We start from the raw sequence: 23109 nt of genomic DNA on the forward strand, positions 1-23109 counted from the left end.
CCGTACTGTGTTGATTCCGTTTCCATTTTTGCTGAAACCATAAGGAAGAAACGGCTTAATCAATGGTACTCAACAACTAAATACCGTATTCCTCTATCTTTCTATATAAAGTGGTCAAACCTATTTTCAATAAACGTGAAGCCTCAGTCTTGTTTCCTTTAGTATGTTGCAGAACTTTAGCAATATGACGTTTTTCCATAGCGGCCAGTTCAAACTCCGAATAATTCTTGCCGGAATAATCTTCCTGTCGGGTATTCTGTATTTCAATAGGAAGATCTTGTAAGGTGAGCTGTTTGTCGCAGATAATCATACTGCGTTCTATCACGTTTCGCAATTCACGGATATTTCCTCTCCAGTCGGCAGCTTTCAAGGCTGTCAAGAATTCCGGAGTCATTCCTTCCACTTGTTTCCCCAGTTTCTTTGAAAAAAGTTGGATAAAGGTTTCCGCTAAAAGTCCGATGTCTTCTTTGCGCTCACGAAGAGGAGGGAGGTGTATTTGAAAAACAGAAAGACGATAATAAAGATCTTCACGGAAATTACCTTGTTCTATTTCTTTTTTCAGATCCCGGTTGGTAGCGGAGATAATGCGGACATTCACTTTCGTTGGTTTCGTGTCGCCTATCTTGATATATTCTCCCGCTTCGAGTACACGAAGCAATTTGGCTTGCAGCTCGAAAGCCATTTCACCGATTTCATCCAGAAAGATGGTTCCGTTATCGGCCGTTTCGAACAGCCCCTTCTTATCTTTCATCGCTCCGGTAAACGAACCGGCTTTATGACCGAATATCTCGCTTTCAAGCAGATCTCTGCTAAAGGCGGCACAGTTTACGGCCACAAAAGCATTCTCTTTGCGAAGACTGTTGCGGTGGATAGCTTGTGCAAAGACCTCTTTCCCCGTACCTGTTTCTCCAGTTAGCAAGACTGTGACATCCGTTGCCGAAACCTTTCGGGCTAATGTTACGGCTTGCTGCATACCCGCCGATTTTCCTTTTATAGCGTCAAAAGATATACGTTGGGGCTCCTCTGTTCTCACTTTATCCCCTATATTCTTTTTGGCTTGGGTCATAGCCCGGCTGATTAACGGAATAATCTTATTGTTGTCATCTCCTTTAGTGATATAATCAAAGGCTCCATTCTTGATTGCCTGCACACCATCCGGAATATTACCGTGGGCGGTCAATAGTATCACCTCCAATTCTGGATAGAGTTTTTTGATGGTTGTAACCATATCCACTCCATTGCCGTCCGGCAGAAATACATCACACAACACCACTTGGGGATTATGCAACTTCAGTTGTTTCAACGTAGATTGGCAGTCGGCTGCCTGAAATACTTCATAGCCTTCCAATTCCATCATACGCGAAAGAAGTTTGCGTATTTGCGGTTCATCATCAATGATTAAAATACTATCCATAGATTCATTCTGTTTTGCTTGGCAAACTTATGTAAAATCTCTGGAAAAGGCTAATAAAAAGGGCGAAAAGTCGTCGTAACGTCTGTTTATAAGGCGTTTGCATAGCCAAATGAGGACAGGCGAAAAAACGGGGTAACGCAAAGGAAAGCGGATTTATGAAGCAGAACGGTCTCCAAATCGTTACCCGCCGGATGGTGATTTTTAACACACCGTGTTGTATCTGGCAGCTTGTGGCACAGGTTGGCATATTAAGGTCTAACTCGTTGAGTGATAACTTTGCAAACAAAAAAAACGAGTATGGCAAGAAGCACATTCAAAGTGCTGTTCTATGTGAACGGCAGCAAGGAGAAGAACGGTATTGTCCCCATCATGGGACGGGTGACAATCAACGGGACTGTGGCGCAGTTCAGTTGCAAGCAGAACATCCCGAAGACACTTTGGGACGTGAAAGGAAACAGGGCGAAAGGCAAGAGCCAAGGGGCACGGGACATCAACCTTGCCCTTGACAACATCAAGGCGCAAATCATCAAGCACTACCAGAAACTTTCCGACCGTGAGGCGTTCGTGACGGCGGAAATGGTACGCAACGCCTATCAGGGAATCGGCAGCGAGTATGAAACGCTTATCCGGGCGTTTGACAAGGATTGCGCCAACTTCCTTAAACGTGTGGGCAAAGACCGCACCATCGGCACATACAAGGTAATGATGCGTGCGAGGAACTATGTGGCGGCTTTCATCAAGTCGTTTTACAAGCGTACGGATATGTCGATGCTTGAACTGACACCTGACTTCATCAAGGAGTTCGCGGCTTATCTTACTGCCGAACGGGGGCTGAAGAACGCCACGATATGGCTCAACTGTATGTGGTTGAAAGGCGTGGTGATGCGTGCGCATTATAACGGGCTGATACCGAGAAACCCTTTTGCACAGTTCCATATCAGCCCAAACGTGAAGGAACGGGAGTATCTGACGGAGGACGAGATAAAGACCATCATGACACACGAGTTTGAAAATTCCACACTCACACTGGTGCGTGACCTTTTCATCTTCGCCTGCTTCACCGCCCTTAGTTTCGTGGATATGAAGGAACTGACTACGGATGAAATCGTGGAAGTGAACGGCGAGAAATGGATAATCGGCAAGCGGCACAAGACCGATGTCCCGTTCCAAGTGAAACTGCTTGATATTCCCATGCAGATAATCGAACGCTACAAGAACCGTTCGGGAGACAAGTCCGTGTTCGGGAAAATCAACTACTGGACGATGTGCAAGCAGTTGAAAAAGGTTATCAGTGAATGCGGTATAGAGAAGCAAATCTCGTACCATTGCGCCAGACATACATTCGGAACGCTGGCTCTGACCAAAGGAATGCCAATCGAAAGCGTGAGCCGTGTATTGGGACATACGAATATCGTCACAACCCAAATCTACGCAAAGATAACCACGCAGAAACTCGACAATGACCTGACGATGTTCGGTGATAAATTGAGCAAGACGTTTAACGGGATAACGATGTCATGAGTATGGAAAGAAACATCATAACCATGAACGAATCCGGCAACATCATTGTGCCGGAAAATGTCGCCTGTATTTGGATGAGCGAGCCGGAATTGGTGGAACTGTTCGGAGTAATCGTCTCGACACTCCATGCCGCCATCAAAGCCGTGTATAAAAGTGGCGTACTAAAAGAATACGAGGTACAGAAGTATATCCGGCTGGAGAACGGCTATCATGCCGATGTGTTCAGTTTTCCGATTATAGTTGTGCTTGCTTTCCGTATCAACAGCTTCGGTGCGGAGCAGGTGCGCAATGCCATATTTGAAAGGCTGTACTTGCGAAAAGAAAAAACAACATTCTTCTTTTCGCCGGGTATTCACAATCTGAATATGTCTAATTATCAAGCATAAAGTCCAATGATATGGCGACATGAAATAGTGAAACCGACAAATCTTTATATGTCAATCTATTGCCGATAAAACGCATTATCAATAAAACGCACTGCTGATAAAACGTATTGGTGGTCAGTTGAACAGACGTATTGCCGTTTTACCAGCAATACGTATTACCAACAAAAGTCCGAAGAAGTACCTTTTTCGGGCTTTTGTCGTATGCTGTTAAGCCAAATCCAAGAAAATCTTACGTGGGTCACGTGTGAGTTGTCAATCCGTCTTGTTTGTATTGCCGAATTTTGCGCCAGACAAACATCCGACAATCATAAAATCAAGATGCCGATGAAGAAAGAAAATACAGAAAAGGAGGAGTTTATCCGTGTGGGTACGACCCTCTACAAGTTAGTGAACCAGCCCCGTCTGAACGGTGGCTATGTGAGGAAACGCATCGTGTGGAACAACGAGACGTTGCGGCAGGACTACGGCAAGGACTATCTCGCCACCGTGCCGAAGTATGACGGCTTCTGCACCGTCCCCGACCATGTGGACTACCGTCCCGTGGTGGACAAGTTCCTGAACCTCTACGAGCCGATAGGACACCGCCCGCAGCAAGGCAAATTTCCCTGTATCTGGTCATTGGTGCGCCACATTTTCAGTGAACAGTACGAACTGGGCATGGATTACCTTCAACTGCTCTACCTGAAACCAGTACAAAAACTGCCTATCCTGTTGTTGGTGTCGGAAGAGCGTAACACGGGCAAAAGCACGTTCCTGAACTTCCTGAAAGCCGTGTTTCAGAACAACGTCACGTTCAACACTAACGAGGATTTCCGCAGCCAGTTCAATTCCGACTGGACGGGCAAGCTGCTCATCGTAGTGGACGAGGTGCTGCTCAACCGCAGGGAAGACAGCGAGAGGTTGAAGAACCTCAGCACCACACTCTCCTACAAGGTGGAAGCCAAAGGCAAAGACCGTGACGAGATAGCCTTCTTCGCCAAGTTCGTGCTGTGTTCCAACAACGAGTATCTGCCTGTCATCATCGACGCAGGAGAAACACGCTATTGGGTACGCAAGATAAACCGCCTGCAATCCGACGACACCAATTTCCTGCAAAAGCTGAAAGCGGAAATCCCGGCTTTCCTGTATCATTTACAGCACAGGACGATGGCAACGAAAAAAGAAAGCCGGATGTGGTTTGCCCCGTCATTGCTGCATACCGAAGCCTTGCAGAAGATTATCCGCAGCAACCGTAACCGTCTGGAAATCGAGATGTGCGAGCTTATACTCGACATCATGGACAGTACAGGCACGGACACGTTCTCATTCTGCTATAACGATATTCTTCTTTTGTTAATACACTCGCAGGTAAAGGTGGAAAAGCACCAAGTCCGGAAAGTCTTGCAGGAGTGCTGGAAGCTCACACCTGCATCCAACGGACTGACCTATACTACCTACCAGTTCAACTATAATCGGGAATGTCGATATGAGCCGATAAAAAGAATCGGTCGTTTCTACACCGTCACAAGGGAACAGCTTGAATCCCTGTAATATCATTCTTTTTTGTTGAATTGATGAATAAGGATATGACTATGCTGATAACTAATAATATACACTCTCAACAATTTCTCAACAATCGAAAAGAGCTGTTGAGAGAGGAACAGCACCCATTTGTTGGTTCCTCTTTTGTCGAGTGGTTTGTTGAGAAGATGTTGAACAGCTATAATACTGTATATAAGTGTGCTATGGCAACCATTCATCAAATCATCGTTTTTACATTCATCACTAAATCCATTGTAAGATTATGACTACACAAGAAGCGAAACAAATCAGAATCGCAGACTATCTGCAAAGTCTGGGCTACACGCCCGTAAAGCAACAGGGAAACAGCCTGTGGTACAAATCCCCGTTCCGGCAGGAAACGGAAGCCTCGTTCAAGGTGAACACCGACCGTAACCTGTGGTTTGATTACGGGCAGGGCAGAGGCGGCAACATCATCGCATTGACGCAAGAGCTATATGCATCCGACTATATACCTTATTTGCTCAACAAGATAGCGGAACAGGTTCCACACATTCGTCCCGTGTCTTTCTCTTTTCGCCAGCAGGCATCTGAACCGAGTTTCCAACATCTGGAGGTGGGAGAACTCACGCACCCAGCATTACTCCGATACTTACAGGAACGGGGCATAAACATAGCTTTGGCAAAGCCGGAATGTAGGGAACTGCACTTCATCCATAACGGCAAGCCTTATTTCGCCATCGGTTTCCCGAACGTGGCGGGAGGGTATGAGGTGCGCAACCGTTTCTTCAAGGGCTGTATCGCTCCAAAGGACATCAGCCATATCCGCCAGCAGGGAGAGCCGAGAGGGAAATGCCTCGTGTTCGAAGGCATGACGGACTATCTTTCCTTCCTCACGTTACGGATGAAGAACTGCCCGACTATGCCCAGCCTTGACAGGCAGGATTACGTCATCCTCAATTCCGTTTCCAATGTTTCCAAAGCCATAGATGTGCTGCACGGGTACGGGCGCATTCACTGCCTGCTCGACAATGACGAGGCAGGAAGAAACGCATACCGAAAACTGGAAAGGGAGTTTGCCGGACGCATCCGTGACTTCTCCGACAACTACAAAGGACACAAAGACCTGAACGATTACCTGTGTGGGAAACGGCAAAATTTGACCGTCAATCCACCGCCACGAACCATCGTAAAACCGAAAAAGAAAGGATTGGGATTGTGACATTCCGAATGAGAAAAGCGGGAGCTGCCCGAAACTCATTCTTCGAGGATTGGGAGGTAGCAAGTTTGTGTTTCGGGTGTACCGAAACCGCTTGCCACCCACTTCCCAAGATTTGGAAGATGGCATCCCGTCGGTCTATACAGTATAAACAGTAACAGCATTGAAAACAGAAATATGGAACATAAGGGACGTAACAAGGGCGGTCGCCCGAAAAAGGAAACGGCAGAAAAACTGAGCTATCGCATCGGTGTGAAGATGGCGGCAGCCGACTACTTCCGTCTGCTGACACGGGCGTATGAGGCGGGCATATCGCCGAGCGAGTACATGAGGGAATGTTTCCGAAACGGATATGTGCAAGAACGGTTGTCGAAAGAGCACTCCGATTATGTGCGCCAGCTTTGCGGCATGGCGAACAATCTCAACCAGCTTGCGCATAAGGCGAACGCCGGAGGATTCTCGGAAGCCCGTTGGGATTGCAAAGTGGCGGTAGCAAGGATTCATGAACTTCTAAACAAGATAGGGATATGATGGCGAAAATCGTAAAAGGGAGCGACTTCAAGGGTGTGGTGGATTACATTCTCGACAAGAACAAGGAAACCCAATTGGTGGTGCATGAAGGCTTGTTCATGGAAAATCGGGAAACCATCGCCATGAGTTTCAATGCCCAGTCGCGGATGAACGGTAAGGTGACAAAACCTGTCGGACATATTGCATTGAGTTTTTCAAAAGAGGATGATCCACGCTTGACGAACCGCGTAATGGCAGGTATCGCACTTGAATATCTGGAAAAGATGGGAATCAAAAACACGCAGTTTTTCATCGCCCGTCACTTCGACAAGGAACATCCGCACGTACATATCGCCTTCAACCGCATAGACAACATCGGCAACACCATTTCTGACAGGAACGAGCGATTGCGCAGCACCCGTATTTGCAAAGAGCTAACCTTGAAATACGGCTTGCACATGGCAAACGGCAAGGATAATGTCAAACGCAACCGTCTGAAAGAGCCGGACAGGACAAAGTACGAGCTTTACGACATCCTCAAAGCGGAAGTCGGCAGGTGCGGCAACTGGAACGTGCTTGTCGCCAACCTGAAAAGTCAGGGAGTGGATGTACATTTCAGTTACAGAGGTCAGACTAACGAGATTCAGGGCGTAATCTTCACCAAGAACGGCTACCGCTTCAACGGTTCCAAGGTGGACAGGCGTTTCAGCTATTCCAAGATTGACGCAGCCTTGCAGCGTAACAGATATAATGAACGTATGGGCATGACAGCCAAAGTACATGATGTTGCCACGCCAAACGCACCGTCCGGTTCAGCGCGTAATGAGTTATTCAACGGTTCGTTGGGATTGCTGAACGGCAACGGCTCGTCTTATAACACCGCTGATGCGGAAGCCAATCAGGAAATGGCAGAGATGCTTCGCAGAAAGAAGAAAAAGCAAAGGCGCGGTATGGGATTATAAACTGTTCATAAATCGTTGTATATCGAACGTTGCTGTCTATATTGTGCTGGCGACATACCTGTATGACGGCGAAAAAATCGACTCAAATAGGATTGGTCTGGGAAATTAAGCGAGTATGCTAATTGTGTGATGGAAAGGGTTGTATCCAACAAATTCTCCTTTATTTCGGCAATTAGCTGTGTGTCTATAAGTTGTTTGGGGGTTCGTCCACAAGTATGTTGCCACACGATTTTATTAAGGTAACGTTGTGTTATATTCAATTTATCCGCATAATAGTCAGCACGGTGATGGCAGACAGCCTCTGCCTTGACCATACGAATAAAGCGATGTACAATCAATTGGGTATTGGAAAATCCTTTACTTGTTTCAACTCGTTCCTGTATTGTGCCAAAATTCCACATCCAAAAACCTTGTAGGAATGTTTTTTCTTGCATTTCTTGAAATTTTATGTCTGCTCCATCAGCAAAAAGCATCTTCGCCATATCCATCCATAACAACAGTTCATGCCATGTCCGCTGGCTGCGTTTGTCTGGCGTATGAATATAGGTTGGATGCGCCTCATTATAATCGAAGTAGATATGGTCTATTGGCAATGATATTTGAGTCAGCAGTCCAAAAGTATAGGTAAACACTCTCACACGGAAATCCTCAGAACGGTTTGAGCAGCGTATGATGCAGCCGGAGATAAACGATAGTTCCATTTGTGAAACAAGATAATAAGTATCTGTTTCTGTCTCCAAAGTGGCACTGCCGGAAATAATCGCCATATAGATTCCATGACGCAAACGCAATGGACGGTCTTCAAATTCCGAAAATACTGTCTCGAAATATCTTATTTGTAATTTATCAGATGGCTGCAATAACATATAAATTCAATTGTTTTGATTCTGACAAATTGCAAAATTTGTGATTATTTTGGAATTAAATACCGCTTGTTCCAAAAATGAAATACATCGGATAAATAATGCAATGGCTTCTCTACTATAAATCAATTAATTTTGCGCCTAAAATTAATTGATTATGGTAAGAGAAGAAAGGATAAATTCAAAATTGTTTCTGGAGGGCTTTCTCGGGCTGTTGAGTACATTTGGACCATTCGTGATGGATATGTATCTTGCCTCGTTCCCCCAGATAGCTGAGTTCTATAACGCCGTTCCGTCATTAGTGCAGATGTCACTGGCAACATGCACGATAGGGCTTGCTGTCGGACAATTTGTGTTTGGCATTATCAGCGACCGGTATGGAAGAAAAGTTCCACTATTGCTTTCACTGCTCCTTTTTCTAACCGTTACAATAGTATGTTTATTGTCACCCACAATAGAATTGTTCGTATTCATGCGTTTTTTTCAAGGACTTGCAGCGGCTGGAGCTGTTGTAATATCACGGTCGATTGCAGCTGATTGTTATAGCGGCATCGCTTTGGCTCGCATATTCGGAATAATCGGTATGATAAACGGTGTATCGACTGTACTATCTCCTATGCTTGGAGGTTTTGTTGCTGGAGCATACGCATGGAAAGCTGTATTTATAACATTGTTTATAATCGGATTAATAATGTTTGCTGGAACCATTCAGTTCAGAGAATCTCTATTGCAACACAACCGTATTTGCTTGAGTTTTACATTATTATCTAGTGAGGTAAAGAGAATTGTAAAGAATAGGTCTTACGTCATACCTACAATGCAATACGGCTTTGTTATGGCTATGATATTTGTCAACCTTGCTTCTGGTCCTTTTATTATGGATGAATATGGTTTTTCCGCAGAACAAATCAGCCTGACTTTTGGTGTGAATGCCATTGCTCTTGGTGTGACGGCAGGTTTGGCATCTCGTTTCAAGGATATGCACAAAGTTGTATGTTACTCTAATAATGGAATGATTATAGCTTCCATATTTTTGGTAGCAGCTCTATTTTTACATCTCAGCTTTATAGTATATGAAGTAGCTGTTTTCCTCTTATATCTTTTTGTAGGGGCTATGTGCACGGCAACTACGACACTTGCAATGGATTCAGAACGTAAAAATGCAGGAATTGCATCTGCGTTTTTCGGTGCGACAGGTTATATTGCTGGAGGTATCATTTCTCCTATTGTAGGAATTGGGAATATTTTTATCACTTCTGCTATCCTATTTATCGGTTTAGCTTTTGGAAATGGAATATTATCACGAATCCTAAAGGTTTAAAAACATATATGACAATATTAATAAACAAGAGGTTGTTGGGAATCGGAAATATTGTTATTGCCATTTTGACAACTGCTATTATGTACCTATATTGGGTAGAATGGGAAGAATTTAACAATATAGAAAAGAAAAACAATTATATAACAAATATACGTCAAGAATCAACAAAACTTTATAGTGAATTGACTGAATTGTCTTTTGTTAGCGAAACTATATTTGGGTGGAAGAAAAACGATATAATGAATTTCCATCAAAAACGTATGGAAATTGACAGTCTGTTGTGTCGTTTCATAACGATGTACCCGACTGAACGCATCGACAGCGTGCGTCAGCTTTTGGAAGATAAGGAACAGCAGATGCGCCGGATAGTTCAGGTTCTTGACGAACAGCAGACCCTCAACGAGAAGATAGCCCGTCAGGTACCTGTAATCGTGCAGAAAAGCGTGCAGGAACAACCGCAAAAACCAAAGCGAAAAGGATTTCTCGGTATCTTCGGCAAAAAAGAAAAAACCAAACCAACCGCTACAACTACGATGCTCCGTTCATTCAATCGGAATATAGTTGGCGAACAACAATCACAAAGCCGTCGTCTGTCGGAACACGCCGACAGCCTCGCCGCCCGTAACGCAGAACTTAACCGGCAACTGCACGGGTTTATCCGCCAGATGGACGAGAAAGTGCAAGCCGACCTGCAAAGGCGTGAAGCCGAGATAGCCGCCATGCGGGAACAGTCGTTTATGCAGATTGGCGGTTTGACAGGATTCGTACTCTTGCTGTTGGTCATTTCATATATAATCATCCATAAAAATGCCAACCGCATTAAGCGATACAAACAAGAAACCACGAATTTAATCGGGCAACTGCAACAAGCAGTGGCGCAAAACGAGGCTCTGATAGCCTCCCGCAAAAAAGCCGTGCATACCATCACCCATGAGCTGCGCACACCTTTAACCGCAATAATCGGTTATACCGCGTTGATGGAAAAAGGCAATGATACGGATAAAAAAGAGCGATATGTCCGTAATATCCGGCAATCTTCCGACCGTATGCGCGAAATGCTCAACACGTTGCTGAGTTTCTTCCGTCTGGATAACGGCAAGGAGCAGCCGAACATTTCTCCTTGCCGGATTTCAATAATCACGCACATTCTTGAAACGGAGTTTATGCCAATCGCCATGAACAAGGGGCTGGCTCTTACCATAACGAATCAAAAGGATACTATTGTCTTGACCGATAAGGAACGTATCCTGCAAATCGGCAACAACCTGTTGTCAAACGCCATCAAATTCACTGATAGCGGCGGTGTATCTTTGACGACTGATTATGATAACGGTATTCTGAAAATTACCGTCGAAGATACGGGTACAGGTATGACGGAAGAGGAACAGCAACGGGTGTTCGGCGCGTTTGAACGTCTGTCAAACGCCGCCGCAAAAGACGGATTCGGTCTGGGACTTTCCATCGTACAGCGTATCGTGTCAATGCTCGGCGGCACGATACGGCTGGAGAGCGATAAAGGCAAAGGCAGCCGTTTCACGGTGGAAATACCCATGCAGACAGCCGGGGAACTGCCGGAACGGATAAATCAGACACGGATTCATCATGACCGTACATTCCACGATGTCATCGCCATCGACAATGACGAGGTACTACTTCTGATGCTGAAAGAAATGTATGCACAGGAAGGAGTACACTGCTACACCTGCACCGATGCTGCGGAGCTGATGGAAATGATACGCCGGAAAGAATACAGCCTGCTTCTGACGGATCTGAACATGCCGGAGATCAACGGCTTCGAGCTGTTGGAGCTGCTACGTACCTCCAACGTGGGCAATTCAAAGACTATCCCGATAGTCGTGACAACCGCTTCGGGCAGTTGCAGCAAGGAGGAACTTATGAAACGTGGATTCGCCGGATGCCTGCTCAAGCCGTTCTCCATATCGGAACTGATGGAAGTTTCAGACAAATGCGCCATGAAAGGCAACCGGAATGAAAAGCCGGATTTCACCTCCCTGCTGTCATACGGCAATGAAGCCGTCATGCTGGAGAAACTGATAACGGAAACCGAAAAGGAAATGCAGGCAATCAGGGAAGCGGGTCTAAAGAAAGACCTTCAGGAACTGAACGCCCTGACACACCACCTGCGCAGCTCGTGGGAGATACTCCGTGCCGACCAACCGTTAAAGGAATTATACAAACTGCTTCATAGCGATGGTACACCTGACGATAAAACAATTGGCAATGCTGTAAAAGCTGTGCTGGATAAGGGTTCGGAAATCATCCGGCTGGCAAAAGAAGAAAGGAGAAAATACGAAAATGGATAAGACAAAAATCATCGTGGTGGAGGACAACATCGTGTATTGCGAGTTTGTCTGCAACCTGCTGGCACGCGAGGGATTCCGCACTGTGCAGGCTTTCCACCTATCGACCGCGAAGAAATATCTGCAACAGGCCGCAGACGGGGACGTCGTGGTTTCCGACCTGCGCCTGCCCGACGGCAACGGCATCGACCTTTTGCGCTGGATGCGCAAGGAGGGCAGGATGCAGCCCTTTGTCATCATGACCGACTATGCCGAAGTGCATACGGCGGTTGAAAGCATGAAACTCGGCTCGCTGGACTACATGCCCAAGCAGCTTGTGGAAGACAAACTCGTCCCCCTGCTCCGTACCATATTAAAAGAACGAAATATCGGACGAAGCCGTATGCCCCTGTTCTCGCGTGACGGCTCGGCGTTCCAAGCCATCATGAAGCGGATAAGGCTGGTAGCCCCCACCGACATGAGCGTGCTGATATTCGGGGAGAACGGCACGGGCAAGGAGCATATCGCCCACCTGCTGCACGACAAGGGCAAGCGGGCAGGAAAGCCGTTTGTGGCTGTGGACTGCGGTTCGCTCACCAAAGAGCTTGCGCCGTCGGCTTTCTTCGGACACGTAAAAGGAGCGTTCACAGGTGCGGACAGCATCAAGAAGGGCTACTTCCACGAGGCGGAAGGCGGTACGCTGTTCTTGGACGAGGTGGGCAACCTCGCACCGGAAACCCAGCAGATGCTTCTGCGCGCCATACAGGAACGGAGATACCGTCCGGTAGGTGACAAATCTGACCGCAGTTTCAATGTCCGCATCATCGCCGCCACCAACGAGGATCTGGAGAAGGCGGTCCATGAAAAGCGTTTCCGGCAGGACTTGCTGTACCGCCTGCACGACTTCGAGATAACCGTCCCGCCGTTGCGCGACTGTCAGGAGGACATTATGCCTTTGGCTGAGTTCTTCCTCGATATTGCGAACCGGGAGCTGGAGTGTGATGTCATCGGCTTTGACGGAGAAGCCCGCAAGACATTGCTGACCCATGCGTGGCCGGGCAATGTCCGCGAGCTTCGTCAGAAAATCATGGGCGCGGTGTTGCAGGCACAGACGGGTCTTGTCACGAAAGAGCATCTGGAACTTGCCGTGACAAAACTGACCTCACCCGTCAGCTTCGCCCTGCGCAACGATGCGGAAGACAAGGAGCGTGTCTTACGCGCGTTGAAGCAGGCGAACGGTAACCGTAAGGTTGCCGCCGAACTGCTCGGAATAGGACGTACAACGCTGTACAGCAAGCTGGAAGAGTATGGGTTGAAATACAAATTCAGGCAATCATAGCCGGAATTAGCTGAAAATGTAAGTAACGATTAAACCTGTATATTCAACGAAAATAAAAACGTCCTGTGATAAAAAATCATGGGACGTTTTTATGTGTTTCCGATTTTTATTGCTACTTTTGTACCAAGACGAGAGACATTGACAGCAACTCGCAGCAATGCGCAGAAACAGACACGGTTGCCAATTCGTTACCTCTATTTTAACCTTTCTCTCAAACCTCTTATAAATAAAGAGGTTATAAAAGTCTTCCAGAATTACTAAAAAATCTTGGATTTTTATGTAAGTTTGCAGCATAATAAAACATCTGTAAAAAAATGAATGCAATCAAATCAAAGTTTCTCTATCACTTGATAGCCATGGTCACTGTAGCTATCTGGGGCATCACTTTTGTTTCTACTAAAATTCTAATCCAACATGGATTAAGCCCTTCCGAAATATTCTTTTATCGTTTCACTCTGGCCTATCTCTGCATGTGGTGCATTTCTTATAAGAAACTATTTGCCAATAGAATAAAAGATGAATTGTTACTTTTATCGGCCGGATTATGCGGAGGAACGATTTATTTCATTACCGAAAACACAGCTCTCGGCATCACATTGGCTTCCAATGTGTCTCTGATAGTATGCACATCACCCATCCTGACCACACTGCTTTCTTATTTGTTCAGAAGAAAAGAGCCTTTCACCCGTCATCTTGTTTACGGATCGATCATGGCCTTGACAGGAGTGGGGTTGGTTGTTTTCAACGGCAGTTTCATTCTGAAGATTAATCCTTTGGGAGATGTCCTTTCACTGACCGCAGCATTGATGTGGGCATTTTACTGCCTTATTCTCAAGCAATTGGACAGCCATTATTCTGTCATATTCATTACCCGAAAAGTATTCTTCTACGGAGTACTGACCATTCTGCCCATGTTTCTGTTCCGCCCGTTTAATTGGGTAAATGACTTGATGATGCAACCCGCCGTATTCGGAAATCTTCTCTTTTTAGGAATTATAGCCTCCATGCTTTGTTTCATAGCTTGGAATGCCTGCGTCAAGGAGCTGGGAGCCGTAAAAAGTACCAACTATATTTATATCATCCCCTTGGTGACCCTTCTTACTTCAGCCATCATCATTGATGAGAAGATAACCTGGATAGCCCTTGCCGGCTGTATTCTAATCTTGTGTGGCGTATATTTGGCAGAACGGAAAACAAATCCTACATTTGAGGTGGAATATTAAAACCTTTTAATGATGAACGAGATAGATAAAATGCGTAGCAGCCAGCTGGCCGATATGGAAAAACCGGAAATACAGGCCAGTTTCATACATGCCAAAAAACTAGTGGCCAAATTGCGGATGATGAGTACATACGATGATGGTTTCAGGGAAGTGCTGGAAGACCTGGTGCCGGGCATCCCTTCCACTTCTGTCATCTGTCCGCCGTTTTACTGTGATCATGGACATGGCATCCGCTTAGGAGAGCATGTCTTTGTGAATGCCAACTGTACATTTTTAGACGGTGGATATATCACCATAGGAGCACATACATTGATAGGACCCAATGTACAAATCTACACCCCGCATCATCCGACGGATTACATAGATCGGCGCGAGCCAAAAGAGTATGCATATCCTGTAACGATCGGAGAAGATTGCTGGATAGGAGGAGGGGTTATTTTTTGTCCCGGAGTAAAAATAGGGCACCGCTGTATTATCGGGGCTGGAAGTGTCGTAACCAAAAATATTCCCGATAATTCCGTTGCTGTGGGCAACCCAGCCAAAGTGATCAGAAAGATTGATTAAGAAGAAAACAGATAATTATGAAAGTTTTGACTTCACATAATTATCTGTTTCTCAAATTCAGCCGATATAAACATTGACACTTAGAAACAAACAATCGTCTCCGCCAGAACACTCAAAGTCTATTTTATTCTCTCTGGCCAGCCAACCTATAGCAGCATTCAAATCTCTGTCCGACAGTTCTGATGCTATTTTTAAATCACAATAACTCCACCGCTTATTGTCATTCAGCAGTTGCCATACTTTTCCTGCATTTACTCCAATCTGATGTTTATCCATTTTGATGCTCAATTAAAAAGGTTAATAATAGAATGGTTAGTTTCTAGGTGGTAAATATAGCTTTTTATTAGAATAAAGAAAACTTTCCTGTGTAAAATTCATGTAAAGGACATAGTTATTTAACATTTGTTTCTGTCAAATTTCATGTAAATTCTCTTTTTATGAAGATATTTATTGCCGGACGAGCTATTTTTACAAATATTTCCTCTAACTTTGTAAGTTGATTAATCCTTTGATATGAAAAGAAATAAAAAGAACTGGAGAGTGTCCAAAGGTGTGGAGCTCACAGAATTAGATAAAAAGGTACTCTATTATCAAGATAGAGGTCATTTGGTGCCTTCACGTGAGCTGATCAAGACATCGGAGCAAATTGAAGGAATACGCCGTAGCGGTATTATTAATACCGGAGTGCTAGACCTTGTAGAACGAGAGATCCATGCCGGCATGAGCACCTTGGAGATAGACAAACTGGTTTATGAATATACGAAAGATCATGGCGGCATTCCTGCAACCTTAGGCTATGAAGGCTTTCCAAAAAGTTGCTGCACCTCTATCAATGAGGTTGTCTGTCACGGTATTCCTAATGAATTCGACATTCTGGAAGAAGGAGATATAATTAATGTGGATTGTACGACCATCCTTGACGGTTACTACGCGGATGCATCACGTATGTTTACCATTGGGAAAACCACACCTCAGAAAGAGAAGCTGGTACGAGTGGCCAAAGAATGTTTGGAGATAGGCATGGAAGCCGCAAGACCATTTGGCTTTGTGGGAGATATAGGACATGCCATTGAAAAGCATGCTAAGAAAAACGGATTCTCAGTAGTGCGCGATCTCTGCGGCCACGGAGTAGGGATAGAGTTCCATGAAGAACCGGATGTAGAACATTTCGGGAAAAAAGGAACGGGTATGCTATTGGTTCCGGGAATGGTTTTCACGATTGAACCAATGATCAATATGGGAACATGGGAGGTTTTCATTGACGAGGAAGATGGCTGGACTGTAGTTACCGAAGATGAACTACCGTCTGCACAGTGGGAGCATACCTTTGTCATGACAGATAACGGACTTGAAATTCTGACACATTAATATATATAATAAGGTATAGAAATATGGATACAATTATATTAGGTATAGAATCTTCCTGTGACGACACGTCAGCCGCAGTAATCAAGAATGGCGTATTGTTGTCCAATGTAGTGTCCAGCCAAGCTGTTCACGAAGCTTACGGAGGGGTGGTTCCTGAACTGGCCTCACGTGCCCATCAACAAAACATTGTACCGGTGGTGCACGAAGCCTTAAAAAGGGCAGGAGTAGCCAAGGAGCAACTAAGCGCTGTTGCATTCACCCGAGGACCCGGCTTGATGGGATCATTACTGGTCGGAGTATCTTTTGCGAAAGGCTTCGCACGTTCTTTGAATATACCAATGATTGATGTTAACCATCTGCAAGCCCATGTGTTAGCCCATTTCATTAAAGAATCGGAAGAAGACAACAACCAGCCTAAATTCCCTTTCTTGTGTCTGCTGGTGTCAGGAGGAAACTCACAGATAATATTGGTAAAGGCCTATAATGACATGGAAGTTTTGGGACAGACTATTGACGATGCGGCAGGAGAAGCTATCGACAAATGTTCTAAAGTAATGGGCTTAGGTTATCCCGGAGGGCCTATCATTGACAAACTGGCACGTCAGGGTAATCCAAATGCGTTTACTTTCAGTAAGCCACATATTCCGGACTATAATTATAGTTTCAGCGGATTAAAGACTTCTTTCCTATACTCATTGCGTGACTGGTTGAAAGAAGATCCCGATTTCATCGAACATCATAAAAACGACCTAGCCGCTTCATTAGAAGCGACTATTGTAAATATTTTGATGGACAAGCTAAGAAAAGCAGCCAAAAATCTCAAAATAAATGAAGTGGCAGTAGCCGGAGGAGTATCAGCCAATAACGGGCTTCGTAACTCATTCCGCGAACATGCCGGGAAATATGGCTGGAATATCTATATTCCGAAGTTCAGCTTTACTACAGATAATGCCGCAATGATCGCAATTACCGGTTATTACAAGTATCTGGACAATGATTTTTGCACTATAGACAAGCCCGCTTATTCACGGGTAACTATTTAATATTTAAAAACCGTTTTCAACATGTCAGTAGAAGGTAAATTTTTAAGTAAAGAGATTAACGATTTGTTTTGGAGAGAAGGCCTGACACTCGTTACTGCCGAGAGTTGCACGGCAGGAAGTGTGTCGGCTGCTATTACAGCCGTCGCCGGAAGTTCACACTTCTTTAAAGGTGGAATTATCGCCTATTCCAACGAAATAAAAGAAAATTTGTTGGGGGTAAATCATGAGACCTTAGAAACATACGGAGCTGTAAGCGAAGAAACCGTCGTCGAAATGGTAAAAGGGGCGATGAAATCGATGAATTCTGATTGCGCTGTAGCAACCTCAGGCATTGCAGGACCCACAGGAGGTACTCCCGACAAACCGGTAGGTACTATTTGGATTGCTGCCGGATGTAAAAACAAAGTGATCACACTGAAATTGGAAGGTGACGAAGGAAGAAACAAAAATATAGCTAATGCAACCCAAAATGCACTGCAATTGCTCCGAAAGTTGTTCCAAAACGAAGAAAATGAGCGGTGATTGCAGAATTATTTGCAAAAACTCTTGTTTTATACAAATAAAAGTGCTTATTTTGCACTCCGTTTGAAATAAGTATTGAAAAAAACTATAAAAATAAGATAGCAATGTCGAAGATTTGTCAAATTACCGGAAAGAAAGCCATGATTGGCAACAATGTTTCACACTCTAAGAGAAGAACCAAAAGAACTTTTGATGTGAACTTGTTTACTAAGAAATTCTACTATGTAGAACAAGATTGCTGGATTAGCCTGAATATCTGTGCTAACGGCTTACGTGTGATTAATAAAAAAGGCCTGGATGCAGCGCTGAACGAAGCGGTAACCAAAGGCTATTGTGATTGGAAAAGCATCAAAATTATTGGTTAATTAAAAAGGGAGAGATAGACTATGGCAAAGAAGGCTAAAGGTAATAGAGTACAGGTAATCCTTGAATGCACAGAAATGAAGGATAGTGGTATGCCGGGAACTTCTCGTTACATTACAACAAAAAACAGAAAAAATACCACTGAAAGATTGGAACTTAAGAAGTACAATCCGATTTTGAAAAGAGTAACAGTTCACAAAGAAATTAAATAATTATAACCCATGGCAAAGAAAACAGTCGCAACCCTTCAGACAGGTAAAGAAGGACGTTCTTATACTAAGGTTATCAAGATGGTTAAATCTCCGAAAACAGGAGCTTACGTCTTCGATGAGCAAATGGTACCTAACGAAAAAGTTCAAGACTTTTTCAAGAAATAATTTAGTCGGAAGACTAATGGAAAGTTCCTTTCATATATTATGGAAGGAACTTTTTTTATACCGGAATGTTGTATCATAATACATTATAACCAATCATTGTGACACTTTTTTTTGTCCGTGTAAGAGATTAGTTATATCTTTGTGGCATAAACAGATAAATCAGACTCCAATATGGGATTTTTTAATTTTTTCTCGAAAGAAAAGAAGGAAACTTTAGACAAAGGATTGTCCAAAACCAAAGAAAGTGTGTTTAGTAAGATTGCCCGTGCCGTAGCTGGTAAATCGAAAGTAGACGATGAAGTATTGGATAATCTGGAGGAAGTGCTTATCACTTCGGATGTAGGCGTTGAAACAACTCTGAATATTATTAAACGCATTGAAGAAAGAGTTGCCAAAGATAAATATGTGAACACTCAGGAACTGAACAAAATTCTCCGTGAAGAGATAGCGGCGTTATTGACCGAAAATAACACGGTGGATTCGGATGATTTTACGGTTCCGGAAGGTAAGAAGCCATACGTTATCATGGTGGTAGGGGTAAACGGTGTGGGTAAAACTACAACCATTGGTAAATTGGCATATCAATTCAAGAAGGCAGGTAAATCCGTCTATTTGGGTGCGGCTGATACATTCCGTGCTGCAGCCGTAGAACAATTGGATATTTGGGGAGAAAGAGTGGGAGTACCTGTTATCAAACAGAAAATGGGATCAGACCCCGCATCTGTAGCTTTTGACACTCTAAGCTCCGCCGTTGCCAATAATGCAGATGTGGTAATCATTGATACCGCAGGCCGTCTTCACAATAAAGTAGGTTTGATGAACGAGCTTACTAAAATCAAGAATGTGATGAAGAAAGTTGTCCCTGACGCGCCTCACGAAGTATTGCTGGTTTTGGACGGTTCTACTGGTCAAAATGCATTTGAACAAGCCAAACAGTTTACTTTGGCTACAGAAGTTACCGCTATGGCTATTACCAAACTGGACGGAACAGCCAAGGGAGGTGTTGTAATTGGCATTTCGGATCAGTTCAAGATTCCTGTAAAATATATTGGACTGGGCGAAGGCATCGAAGATATGCAGGTATTCCGTAAAAAAGAATTTGTAGACTCACTATTTGGAGAGACTGAATAATAAATGAAACGTAACACAATAGATATCATCACCTTAGGGTGTTCCAAGAACTTAGTGGATTCAGAAAAGCTGATGCGTCAGCTGGAAGCAAACGGTTATAAAGTAACTCATGATTCCGATAAACCGCAAGGAGAGATTGCGGTTATCAATACGTGTGGTTTTATCGGTGATGCCAAAGAGGAATCGATCAATATGATATTGGAATTTTGTCAGGCCAAAGAGGAAGGAAAGCTCAAGAAACTATATGTGATGGGCTGTCTTTCAGAGAGATATCTAAAAGAATTGGCTTTAGAAATTCCTCAAGTAGATAAATTCTACGGCAAATTTAACTGGAACGAGTTACTAACAGATTTAGGCAAGGCATACAAGTCGGAATTTGCCATTGAACGGACATTAACCACTCCTCATCACTATGCTTATCTGAAAATATCAGAAGGCTGTGACCGTAAATGCTCTTATTGTGCTATTCCTATTATTACAGGACGCCACATCTCACGTCCGATGGAGGAGATTATTGACGAAGTGAAACTGCTTGTGTCCGAAGGGGTAAAGGAATTCCAAATTATTGCTCAGGAATTGACTTATTACGGTGTGGATATATATAAAAGTCAAAAATTGCCCGAACTCATCGAAAGAATCGCTAATGTTCCCGGAGTAGAATGGATACGTTTGCACTATGCATATCCGGCTCATTTTCCGGAAGATTTATTCCGTGTGATGCGCGAGCACGATAATGTATGCAAATATATGGATATCGCCCTGCAACACATCAGCGACAATATGCTGGATAAGATGCGCCGATACGTAAGTAAGGCGGAAACTTACGGATTAATCGAAAGATTCCGTCGGGAAGTACCTGGTATCCATTTACGTACAACATTAATGGTAGGACATCCCGGTGAAACAGAAGAAGATTTTGAAGAATTAAAAGAATTCGTCAAAAAAGTACGATTTGATCGGATGGGAGCCTTTGCCTACTCGGAAGAAGAAGGTACATTTGCAGCAAAAGAATACGAAGATTCCATTCCTCATGAGGTGAAACAACAACGTCTGGATGAATTAATGGCGCTTCAGCAAGAAATAGCAGGTGAATTGAACCAAACGAAAATAGGCAAAGAATTCAAAGTTATTATAGACCGAAAGGAAGGAGACTACTACATAGGCAGAACTCAGTTTGACTCTCCTGAGGTAGATCCTGAAGTCTTGATAAAAGCTGATGACGAGTTCTTAAAAATAGGTGAATTCTATAAAGTGAAAATTACAAATGCTGATGATTTCGATCTATACGCCAGCATTTTATAAGCTTTTTTCCATATAAAGTTTGGATAATGTTTGTTTTTTTACTAATATAGCACCTCAATTAACATTTTAAGCCTTGAATAACAAAGAATTTATATCTGAATTAGCACGTAAACTGGGATATACGAATAAAGATACATCACAATTAGTATCCTCAATCATTGGCGTTATGGCCCAGGAATTGCAAGATGGCAACAACATTGCAATCCAAGGGTTTGGCACGTTTGAGGTTAAGAAAAAGTTGGAAAGAATTTCTATTAATCCGGCTACCCAGCAACGTATGCTGATCCCCCCAAAATTGGTGCTGACTTACAAACCTAGTGTAACCTTAAAAGAAAAATTTAAATAATAGTCTTTGATATATTATCATGAGCGAGAAAGTAACCATACAAGATATCATCGAACTTTTGGCCGAGAAACACAGCATGACTAAAAAAGATGCTGAAATCTTTGTCAAAGGTATGTTTGAGTTAATAGAGGAAGCTCTAGCTACTGAAAAGTATGTAAAGGTAAAAGGACTAGGTACGTTTAAACTCACAGAGGTAGAGAGCCGTGAAAGCGTAAACGTAAATACGGGAGAACGGATTGAGATACAGGGACATACTAAAATCTCTTTTACCCCGGATTCCAGCATGAAAGATTTAATAAATAAACCATTCGCTCATTTTGAAACGGTTATATTGAATGAATGCACTAAATTGGAAGACACCGAGACTGAAATAGAAGGAGAGGAGGGAGATATATTTGATGAAAACATGTCTGAACAAACTGTTGTAACAGAAGAGGTTGAATCCGTAGAAATTGAAAAGGCAGAAGATTCACCAAATAAGAACCTCATCACCACTGCAGATGCTATTCCAGCTATTAAAGAAACAGTTATTGAAGAACCCGCATCTTCTGTTGAAATAGCAGAGGAGGAGGTACGAATCTTGAAACCGGAGATAGTTTCGGAAAAGATTGTTACTGAAGCAGAAAAGGAAGTTGTTGTTGAAACGACTGTCCCCCAAACGGTTTCTCCTTTGGTGGAAACAACAGAAAAAAACGAAATAACAGACACTCCTCAAGAAAAAATTATGACTATTGCCGATGTAGCCATACTGGCTGCTCGTGAAACTTGTGAAGCCGAAGCCTCAGAAGCAATAGTGTCAAAAAAGGTGCCCCCATCAGAAAATACAGTAATAACTCCTGTTCCTTCTGATCTTGAAGAAGAAAAGAAAATAGAGAAGACTACAGAAGTACAAGAAACTTCAGGAGAGAAAAAGAACAAAACTCCTTGGAGAATTATTCTTGTTATCATTTTGGTTGTTTGCACTGCGGGTGGCATATATTGGTATTTGCAATCAGACAAGAATCCAGATTTACAATCACCGGCTGCAATAAAAAATACTCCAAAGCAATTGGAAGAGGATATTCCTGCAATTCCGGTTAATGACTCATTGATGCAAGGCAAAGATACCACAAACACATTGACGAATATCTCTGGAAAAGAAACCATAAGTCAGTCACAACAGGATGTTCCTGTAACAACGATAAAGAGTTCCGATAACACAACAATTAAAAATGTTGCAAAAGAAACTTTAGCTGACACCGTAGAATATGATATAACAGGAACTAAAACCAATTACACATTGCAAGAAGGGGAGAGCTTGGTAAAATTGGCAGTGAAATTCTATGGTACAAAAAAACTATGGCCTTATATCGTGAAACATAATAAAGACATCATTAAAGATGCCGACAAAGTACCCATAGGGACTACTCTGCGTATTCCGGAATTAACTCCTAAAAAATAAAATTTCATATTTTGTCTGCTTTTCAACACAAAGAAAGCGGACAAAATACTAAAAGCAATAAAAAGCGCGTTCAGCTGATATTCGCACGCTGCCA

General features: G+C 43.6%; 24 protein-coding genes. 21 read left to right on the top strand and 3 right to left on the bottom strand.

Features of this window, described 5'->3' with window-relative positions; genetic code table 11:
• Positions 1–76: 76 nt before the first annotated feature.
• The gene (locus tag ACYQ0C_RS10385) at positions 77–1414 is read right to left on the bottom strand and encodes a sigma-54-dependent transcriptional regulator (RefSeq protein ID WP_016277502.1); all 1338 of its coding nucleotides are present in this window, start codon (positions 1412–1414) and stop codon (positions 77–79) included.
• 297 nt (positions 1415–1711) lie between these two features.
• Between ACYQ0C_RS10385 and ACYQ0C_RS10390 the strand changes: the two genes are divergently transcribed.
• The 6 genes from ACYQ0C_RS10390 to ACYQ0C_RS10415 all read left to right on the top strand — a co-directional run bounded on the left by ACYQ0C_RS10390 (position 1712) and on the right by ACYQ0C_RS10415 (position 7512).
• A complete protein-coding gene (locus ACYQ0C_RS10390; RefSeq protein ID WP_016277503.1) occupies positions 1712–2935 on the top strand; it encodes a site-specific integrase in 1224 nt (407 codons plus the stop codon).
• Positions 2932–3321, top strand: a complete 390-nt coding sequence (locus ACYQ0C_RS10395) for a virulence RhuM family protein (RefSeq protein WP_016277504.1) — start codon at positions 2932–2934, stop codon at positions 3319–3321. Before ACYQ0C_RS10390 ends, ACYQ0C_RS10395 begins: the two co-directional genes overlap by 4 nt.
• 324 nt (positions 3322–3645) lie before the next feature.
• Positions 3646–4851, top strand: a complete 1206-nt coding sequence (locus ACYQ0C_RS10400; protein ID WP_016277505.1) for a primase-helicase family protein — start codon at positions 3646–3648, stop codon at positions 4849–4851.
• Between the two features lie 253 nt (positions 4852–5104).
• Positions 5105–6043: a toprim domain-containing protein gene (locus ACYQ0C_RS10405; protein WP_016277507.1), complete on the top strand. Its 939-nt coding sequence runs from the start codon at positions 5105–5107 to the stop codon at positions 6041–6043.
• A gap of 174 nt (positions 6044–6217) precedes the next feature.
• Positions 6218–6571, top strand: a complete 354-nt coding sequence (locus tag ACYQ0C_RS10410) for a MobC family plasmid mobilization relaxosome protein (protein ID WP_016277508.1) — start codon at positions 6218–6220, stop codon at positions 6569–6571.
• A complete protein-coding gene (locus tag ACYQ0C_RS10415; RefSeq protein ID WP_016277509.1) occupies positions 6568–7512 on the top strand; it encodes a relaxase/mobilization nuclease domain-containing protein in 945 nt (314 codons plus the stop codon). The genes ACYQ0C_RS10410 and ACYQ0C_RS10415 overlap by 4 nt, the downstream gene beginning before the upstream one ends.
• Before the next feature lie 5 nt (positions 7513–7517).
• On the opposite strand, the gene ACYQ0C_RS10420 is transcribed toward ACYQ0C_RS10415, so the two are convergent.
• Positions 7518–8378: an AraC family transcriptional regulator gene (locus ACYQ0C_RS10420; protein WP_016277510.1), complete on the bottom strand. Its 861-nt coding sequence runs from the start codon at positions 8376–8378 to the stop codon at positions 7518–7520.
• A 154-nt stretch (positions 8379–8532) separates the two neighbouring features.
• Between ACYQ0C_RS10420 and ACYQ0C_RS10425 the strand changes: the two genes are divergently transcribed.
• The 5 genes from ACYQ0C_RS10425 to ACYQ0C_RS10445 all read left to right on the top strand — a co-directional run bounded on the left by ACYQ0C_RS10425 (position 8533) and on the right by ACYQ0C_RS10445 (position 15122).
• Complete coding sequence (locus tag ACYQ0C_RS10425; RefSeq protein ID WP_016277511.1) at positions 8533–9696, top strand: Bcr/CflA family efflux MFS transporter; 1164 nt, start codon at positions 8533–8535, stop codon at positions 9694–9696.
• A gap of 8 nt (positions 9697–9704) precedes the next feature.
• Complete coding sequence (locus ACYQ0C_RS10430; protein ID WP_016277512.1) at positions 9705–12020, top strand: hybrid sensor histidine kinase/response regulator; 2316 nt, start codon at positions 9705–9707, stop codon at positions 12018–12020.
• Positions 12013–13335 carry a sigma-54-dependent transcriptional regulator gene (locus ACYQ0C_RS10435; RefSeq protein ID WP_025077038.1) on the top strand — a complete coding sequence of 441 codons (1323 nt, stop codon included), beginning with the start codon at positions 12013–12015 and terminating at the stop codon, positions 13333–13335. The genes ACYQ0C_RS10430 and ACYQ0C_RS10435 overlap by 8 nt, the downstream gene beginning before the upstream one ends.
• A 314-nt stretch (positions 13336–13649) precedes the next feature.
• Positions 13650–14558, top strand: a complete 909-nt coding sequence (locus ACYQ0C_RS10440) for a DMT family transporter (RefSeq protein ID WP_016277515.1) — start codon at positions 13650–13652, stop codon at positions 14556–14558.
• A gap of 12 nt (positions 14559–14570) precedes the next feature.
• Positions 14571–15122, top strand: a complete 552-nt coding sequence (locus ACYQ0C_RS10445; RefSeq protein ID WP_016277516.1) for a sugar O-acetyltransferase — start codon at positions 14571–14573, stop codon at positions 15120–15122.
• 57 nt (positions 15123–15179) lie between these two features.
• Here ACYQ0C_RS10445 and ACYQ0C_RS10450 read toward each other — a convergent pair whose 3' ends face one another.
• Positions 15180–15398 (bottom strand): winged helix-turn-helix domain-containing protein, encoded by a 219-nt coding sequence (locus ACYQ0C_RS10450; protein ID WP_016277517.1) that lies wholly within the window; start codon positions 15396–15398, stop codon positions 15180–15182.
• Between the two features lie 237 nt (positions 15399–15635).
• On the opposite strand from ACYQ0C_RS10450, the gene map reads away from it, so the two are divergent.
• The 10 genes from map (at position 15636) to ACYQ0C_RS10500 (ending at position 23015) form a co-directional block, all read left to right on the top strand.
• Complete coding sequence (map, locus tag ACYQ0C_RS10455; protein ID WP_016277518.1) at positions 15636–16490, top strand: type I methionyl aminopeptidase; 855 nt, start codon at positions 15636–15638, stop codon at positions 16488–16490.
• A gap of 23 nt (positions 16491–16513) precedes the next feature.
• Positions 16514–17533 carry a tRNA (adenosine(37)-N6)-threonylcarbamoyltransferase complex transferase subunit TsaD gene (gene tsaD, locus ACYQ0C_RS10460; RefSeq protein WP_016277519.1) on the top strand — a complete coding sequence of 340 codons (1020 nt, stop codon included), beginning with the start codon at positions 16514–16516 and terminating at the stop codon, positions 17531–17533.
• Between the two features lie 21 nt (positions 17534–17554).
• The gene (locus tag ACYQ0C_RS10465) at positions 17555–18055 is read left to right on the top strand and encodes a CinA family protein (RefSeq protein WP_016277520.1); all 501 of its coding nucleotides are present in this window, start codon (positions 17555–17557) and stop codon (positions 18053–18055) included.
• Positions 18056–18159: 104 nt separating this feature from the next.
• Positions 18160–18420 (top strand): 50S ribosomal protein L28, encoded by a 261-nt coding sequence (gene rpmB / locus ACYQ0C_RS10470; RefSeq protein ID WP_005841284.1) that lies wholly within the window; start codon positions 18160–18162, stop codon positions 18418–18420.
• Between the two features lie 21 nt (positions 18421–18441).
• The gene (gene rpmG / locus ACYQ0C_RS10475; protein ID WP_005841291.1) at positions 18442–18630 is read left to right on the top strand and encodes a 50S ribosomal protein L33; all 189 of its coding nucleotides are present in this window, start codon (positions 18442–18444) and stop codon (positions 18628–18630) included.
• Positions 18631–18639: 9 nt separating this feature from the next.
• Positions 18640–18795, top strand: a complete 156-nt coding sequence (locus ACYQ0C_RS10480; protein WP_007558249.1) for a DUF4295 domain-containing protein — start codon at positions 18640–18642, stop codon at positions 18793–18795.
• 171 nt (positions 18796–18966) lie between these two features.
• Positions 18967–19926 carry a signal recognition particle-docking protein FtsY gene (ftsY, locus tag ACYQ0C_RS10485; RefSeq protein ID WP_016277521.1) on the top strand — a complete coding sequence of 320 codons (960 nt, stop codon included), beginning with the start codon at positions 18967–18969 and terminating at the stop codon, positions 19924–19926.
• 3 nt (positions 19927–19929) lie between these two features.
• A complete protein-coding gene (gene rimO, locus ACYQ0C_RS10490; protein WP_016277522.1) occupies positions 19930–21228 on the top strand; it encodes a 30S ribosomal protein S12 methylthiotransferase RimO in 1299 nt (432 codons plus the stop codon).
• 73 nt (positions 21229–21301) lie between these two features.
• Entirely contained in the window at positions 21302–21574 is a 273-nt protein-coding gene (locus ACYQ0C_RS10495) for an HU family DNA-binding protein (RefSeq protein ID WP_016277523.1), read from the top strand.
• A gap of 19 nt (positions 21575–21593) precedes the next feature.
• A complete protein-coding gene (locus ACYQ0C_RS10500; protein ID WP_016277524.1) occupies positions 21594–23015 on the top strand; it encodes an HU family DNA-binding protein in 1422 nt (473 codons plus the stop codon).
• The last annotated feature ends 94 nt before the right edge of the window (positions 23016–23109 follow it).

Source organism: Phocaeicola sartorii JCM 17136 = DSM 21941, from assembly GCF_054653615.1.

Bases quoted from the DNA above. Each gene is read 5' to 3' on its own strand.
- ACYQ0C_RS10385 (WP_016277502.1), bottom strand. From the start codon at position 1,414: ATGGATAGTATTTTAATCATTGATGATGAACCGCAAATACGCAAACTT.
- ACYQ0C_RS10390 (WP_016277503.1), top strand. From the start codon at position 1,712: ATGGCAAGAAGCACATTCAAAGTGCTGTTCTATGTGAACGGCAGCAAG.
- ACYQ0C_RS10395 (WP_016277504.1), top strand. From the start codon at position 2,932: ATGAGTATGGAAAGAAACATCATAACCATGAACGAATCCGGCAACATC.
- ACYQ0C_RS10400 (WP_016277505.1), top strand. From the start codon at position 3,646: ATGAAGAAAGAAAATACAGAAAAGGAGGAGTTTATCCGTGTGGGTACG.
- ACYQ0C_RS10405 (WP_016277507.1), top strand. From the start codon at position 5,105: ATGACTACACAAGAAGCGAAACAAATCAGAATCGCAGACTATCTGCAA.
- ACYQ0C_RS10410 (WP_016277508.1), top strand. From the start codon at position 6,218: ATGGAACATAAGGGACGTAACAAGGGCGGTCGCCCGAAAAAGGAAACG.
- ACYQ0C_RS10415 (WP_016277509.1), top strand. From the start codon at position 6,568: ATGATGGCGAAAATCGTAAAAGGGAGCGACTTCAAGGGTGTGGTGGAT.
- ACYQ0C_RS10420 (WP_016277510.1), bottom strand. From the start codon at position 8,378: ATGTTATTGCAGCCATCTGATAAATTACAAATAAGATATTTCGAGACA.
- ACYQ0C_RS10425 (WP_016277511.1), top strand. From the start codon at position 8,533: ATGGTAAGAGAAGAAAGGATAAATTCAAAATTGTTTCTGGAGGGCTTT.
- ACYQ0C_RS10430 (WP_016277512.1), top strand. From the start codon at position 9,705: ATGACAATATTAATAAACAAGAGGTTGTTGGGAATCGGAAATATTGTT.
- ACYQ0C_RS10435 (WP_025077038.1), top strand. From the start codon at position 12,013: ATGGATAAGACAAAAATCATCGTGGTGGAGGACAACATCGTGTATTGC.
- ACYQ0C_RS10440 (WP_016277515.1), top strand. From the start codon at position 13,650: ATGAATGCAATCAAATCAAAGTTTCTCTATCACTTGATAGCCATGGTC.
- ACYQ0C_RS10445 (WP_016277516.1), top strand. From the start codon at position 14,571: ATGAACGAGATAGATAAAATGCGTAGCAGCCAGCTGGCCGATATGGAA.
- ACYQ0C_RS10450 (WP_016277517.1), bottom strand. From the start codon at position 15,398: ATGGATAAACATCAGATTGGAGTAAATGCAGGAAAAGTATGGCAACTG.
- map (WP_016277518.1), top strand. From the start codon at position 15,636: ATGAAAAGAAATAAAAAGAACTGGAGAGTGTCCAAAGGTGTGGAGCTC.
- tsaD (WP_016277519.1), top strand. From the start codon at position 16,514: ATGGATACAATTATATTAGGTATAGAATCTTCCTGTGACGACACGTCA.
- ACYQ0C_RS10465 (WP_016277520.1), top strand. From the start codon at position 17,555: ATGTCAGTAGAAGGTAAATTTTTAAGTAAAGAGATTAACGATTTGTTT.
- rpmB (WP_005841284.1), top strand. From the start codon at position 18,160: ATGTCGAAGATTTGTCAAATTACCGGAAAGAAAGCCATGATTGGCAAC.
- rpmG (WP_005841291.1), top strand. From the start codon at position 18,442: ATGGCAAAGAAGGCTAAAGGTAATAGAGTACAGGTAATCCTTGAATGC.
- ACYQ0C_RS10480 (WP_007558249.1), top strand. From the start codon at position 18,640: ATGGCAAAGAAAACAGTCGCAACCCTTCAGACAGGTAAAGAAGGACGT.
- ftsY (WP_016277521.1), top strand. From the start codon at position 18,967: ATGGGATTTTTTAATTTTTTCTCGAAAGAAAAGAAGGAAACTTTAGAC.
- rimO (WP_016277522.1), top strand. From the start codon at position 19,930: ATGAAACGTAACACAATAGATATCATCACCTTAGGGTGTTCCAAGAAC.
- ACYQ0C_RS10500 (WP_016277524.1), top strand. From the start codon at position 21,594: ATGAGCGAGAAAGTAACCATACAAGATATCATCGAACTTTTGGCCGAG.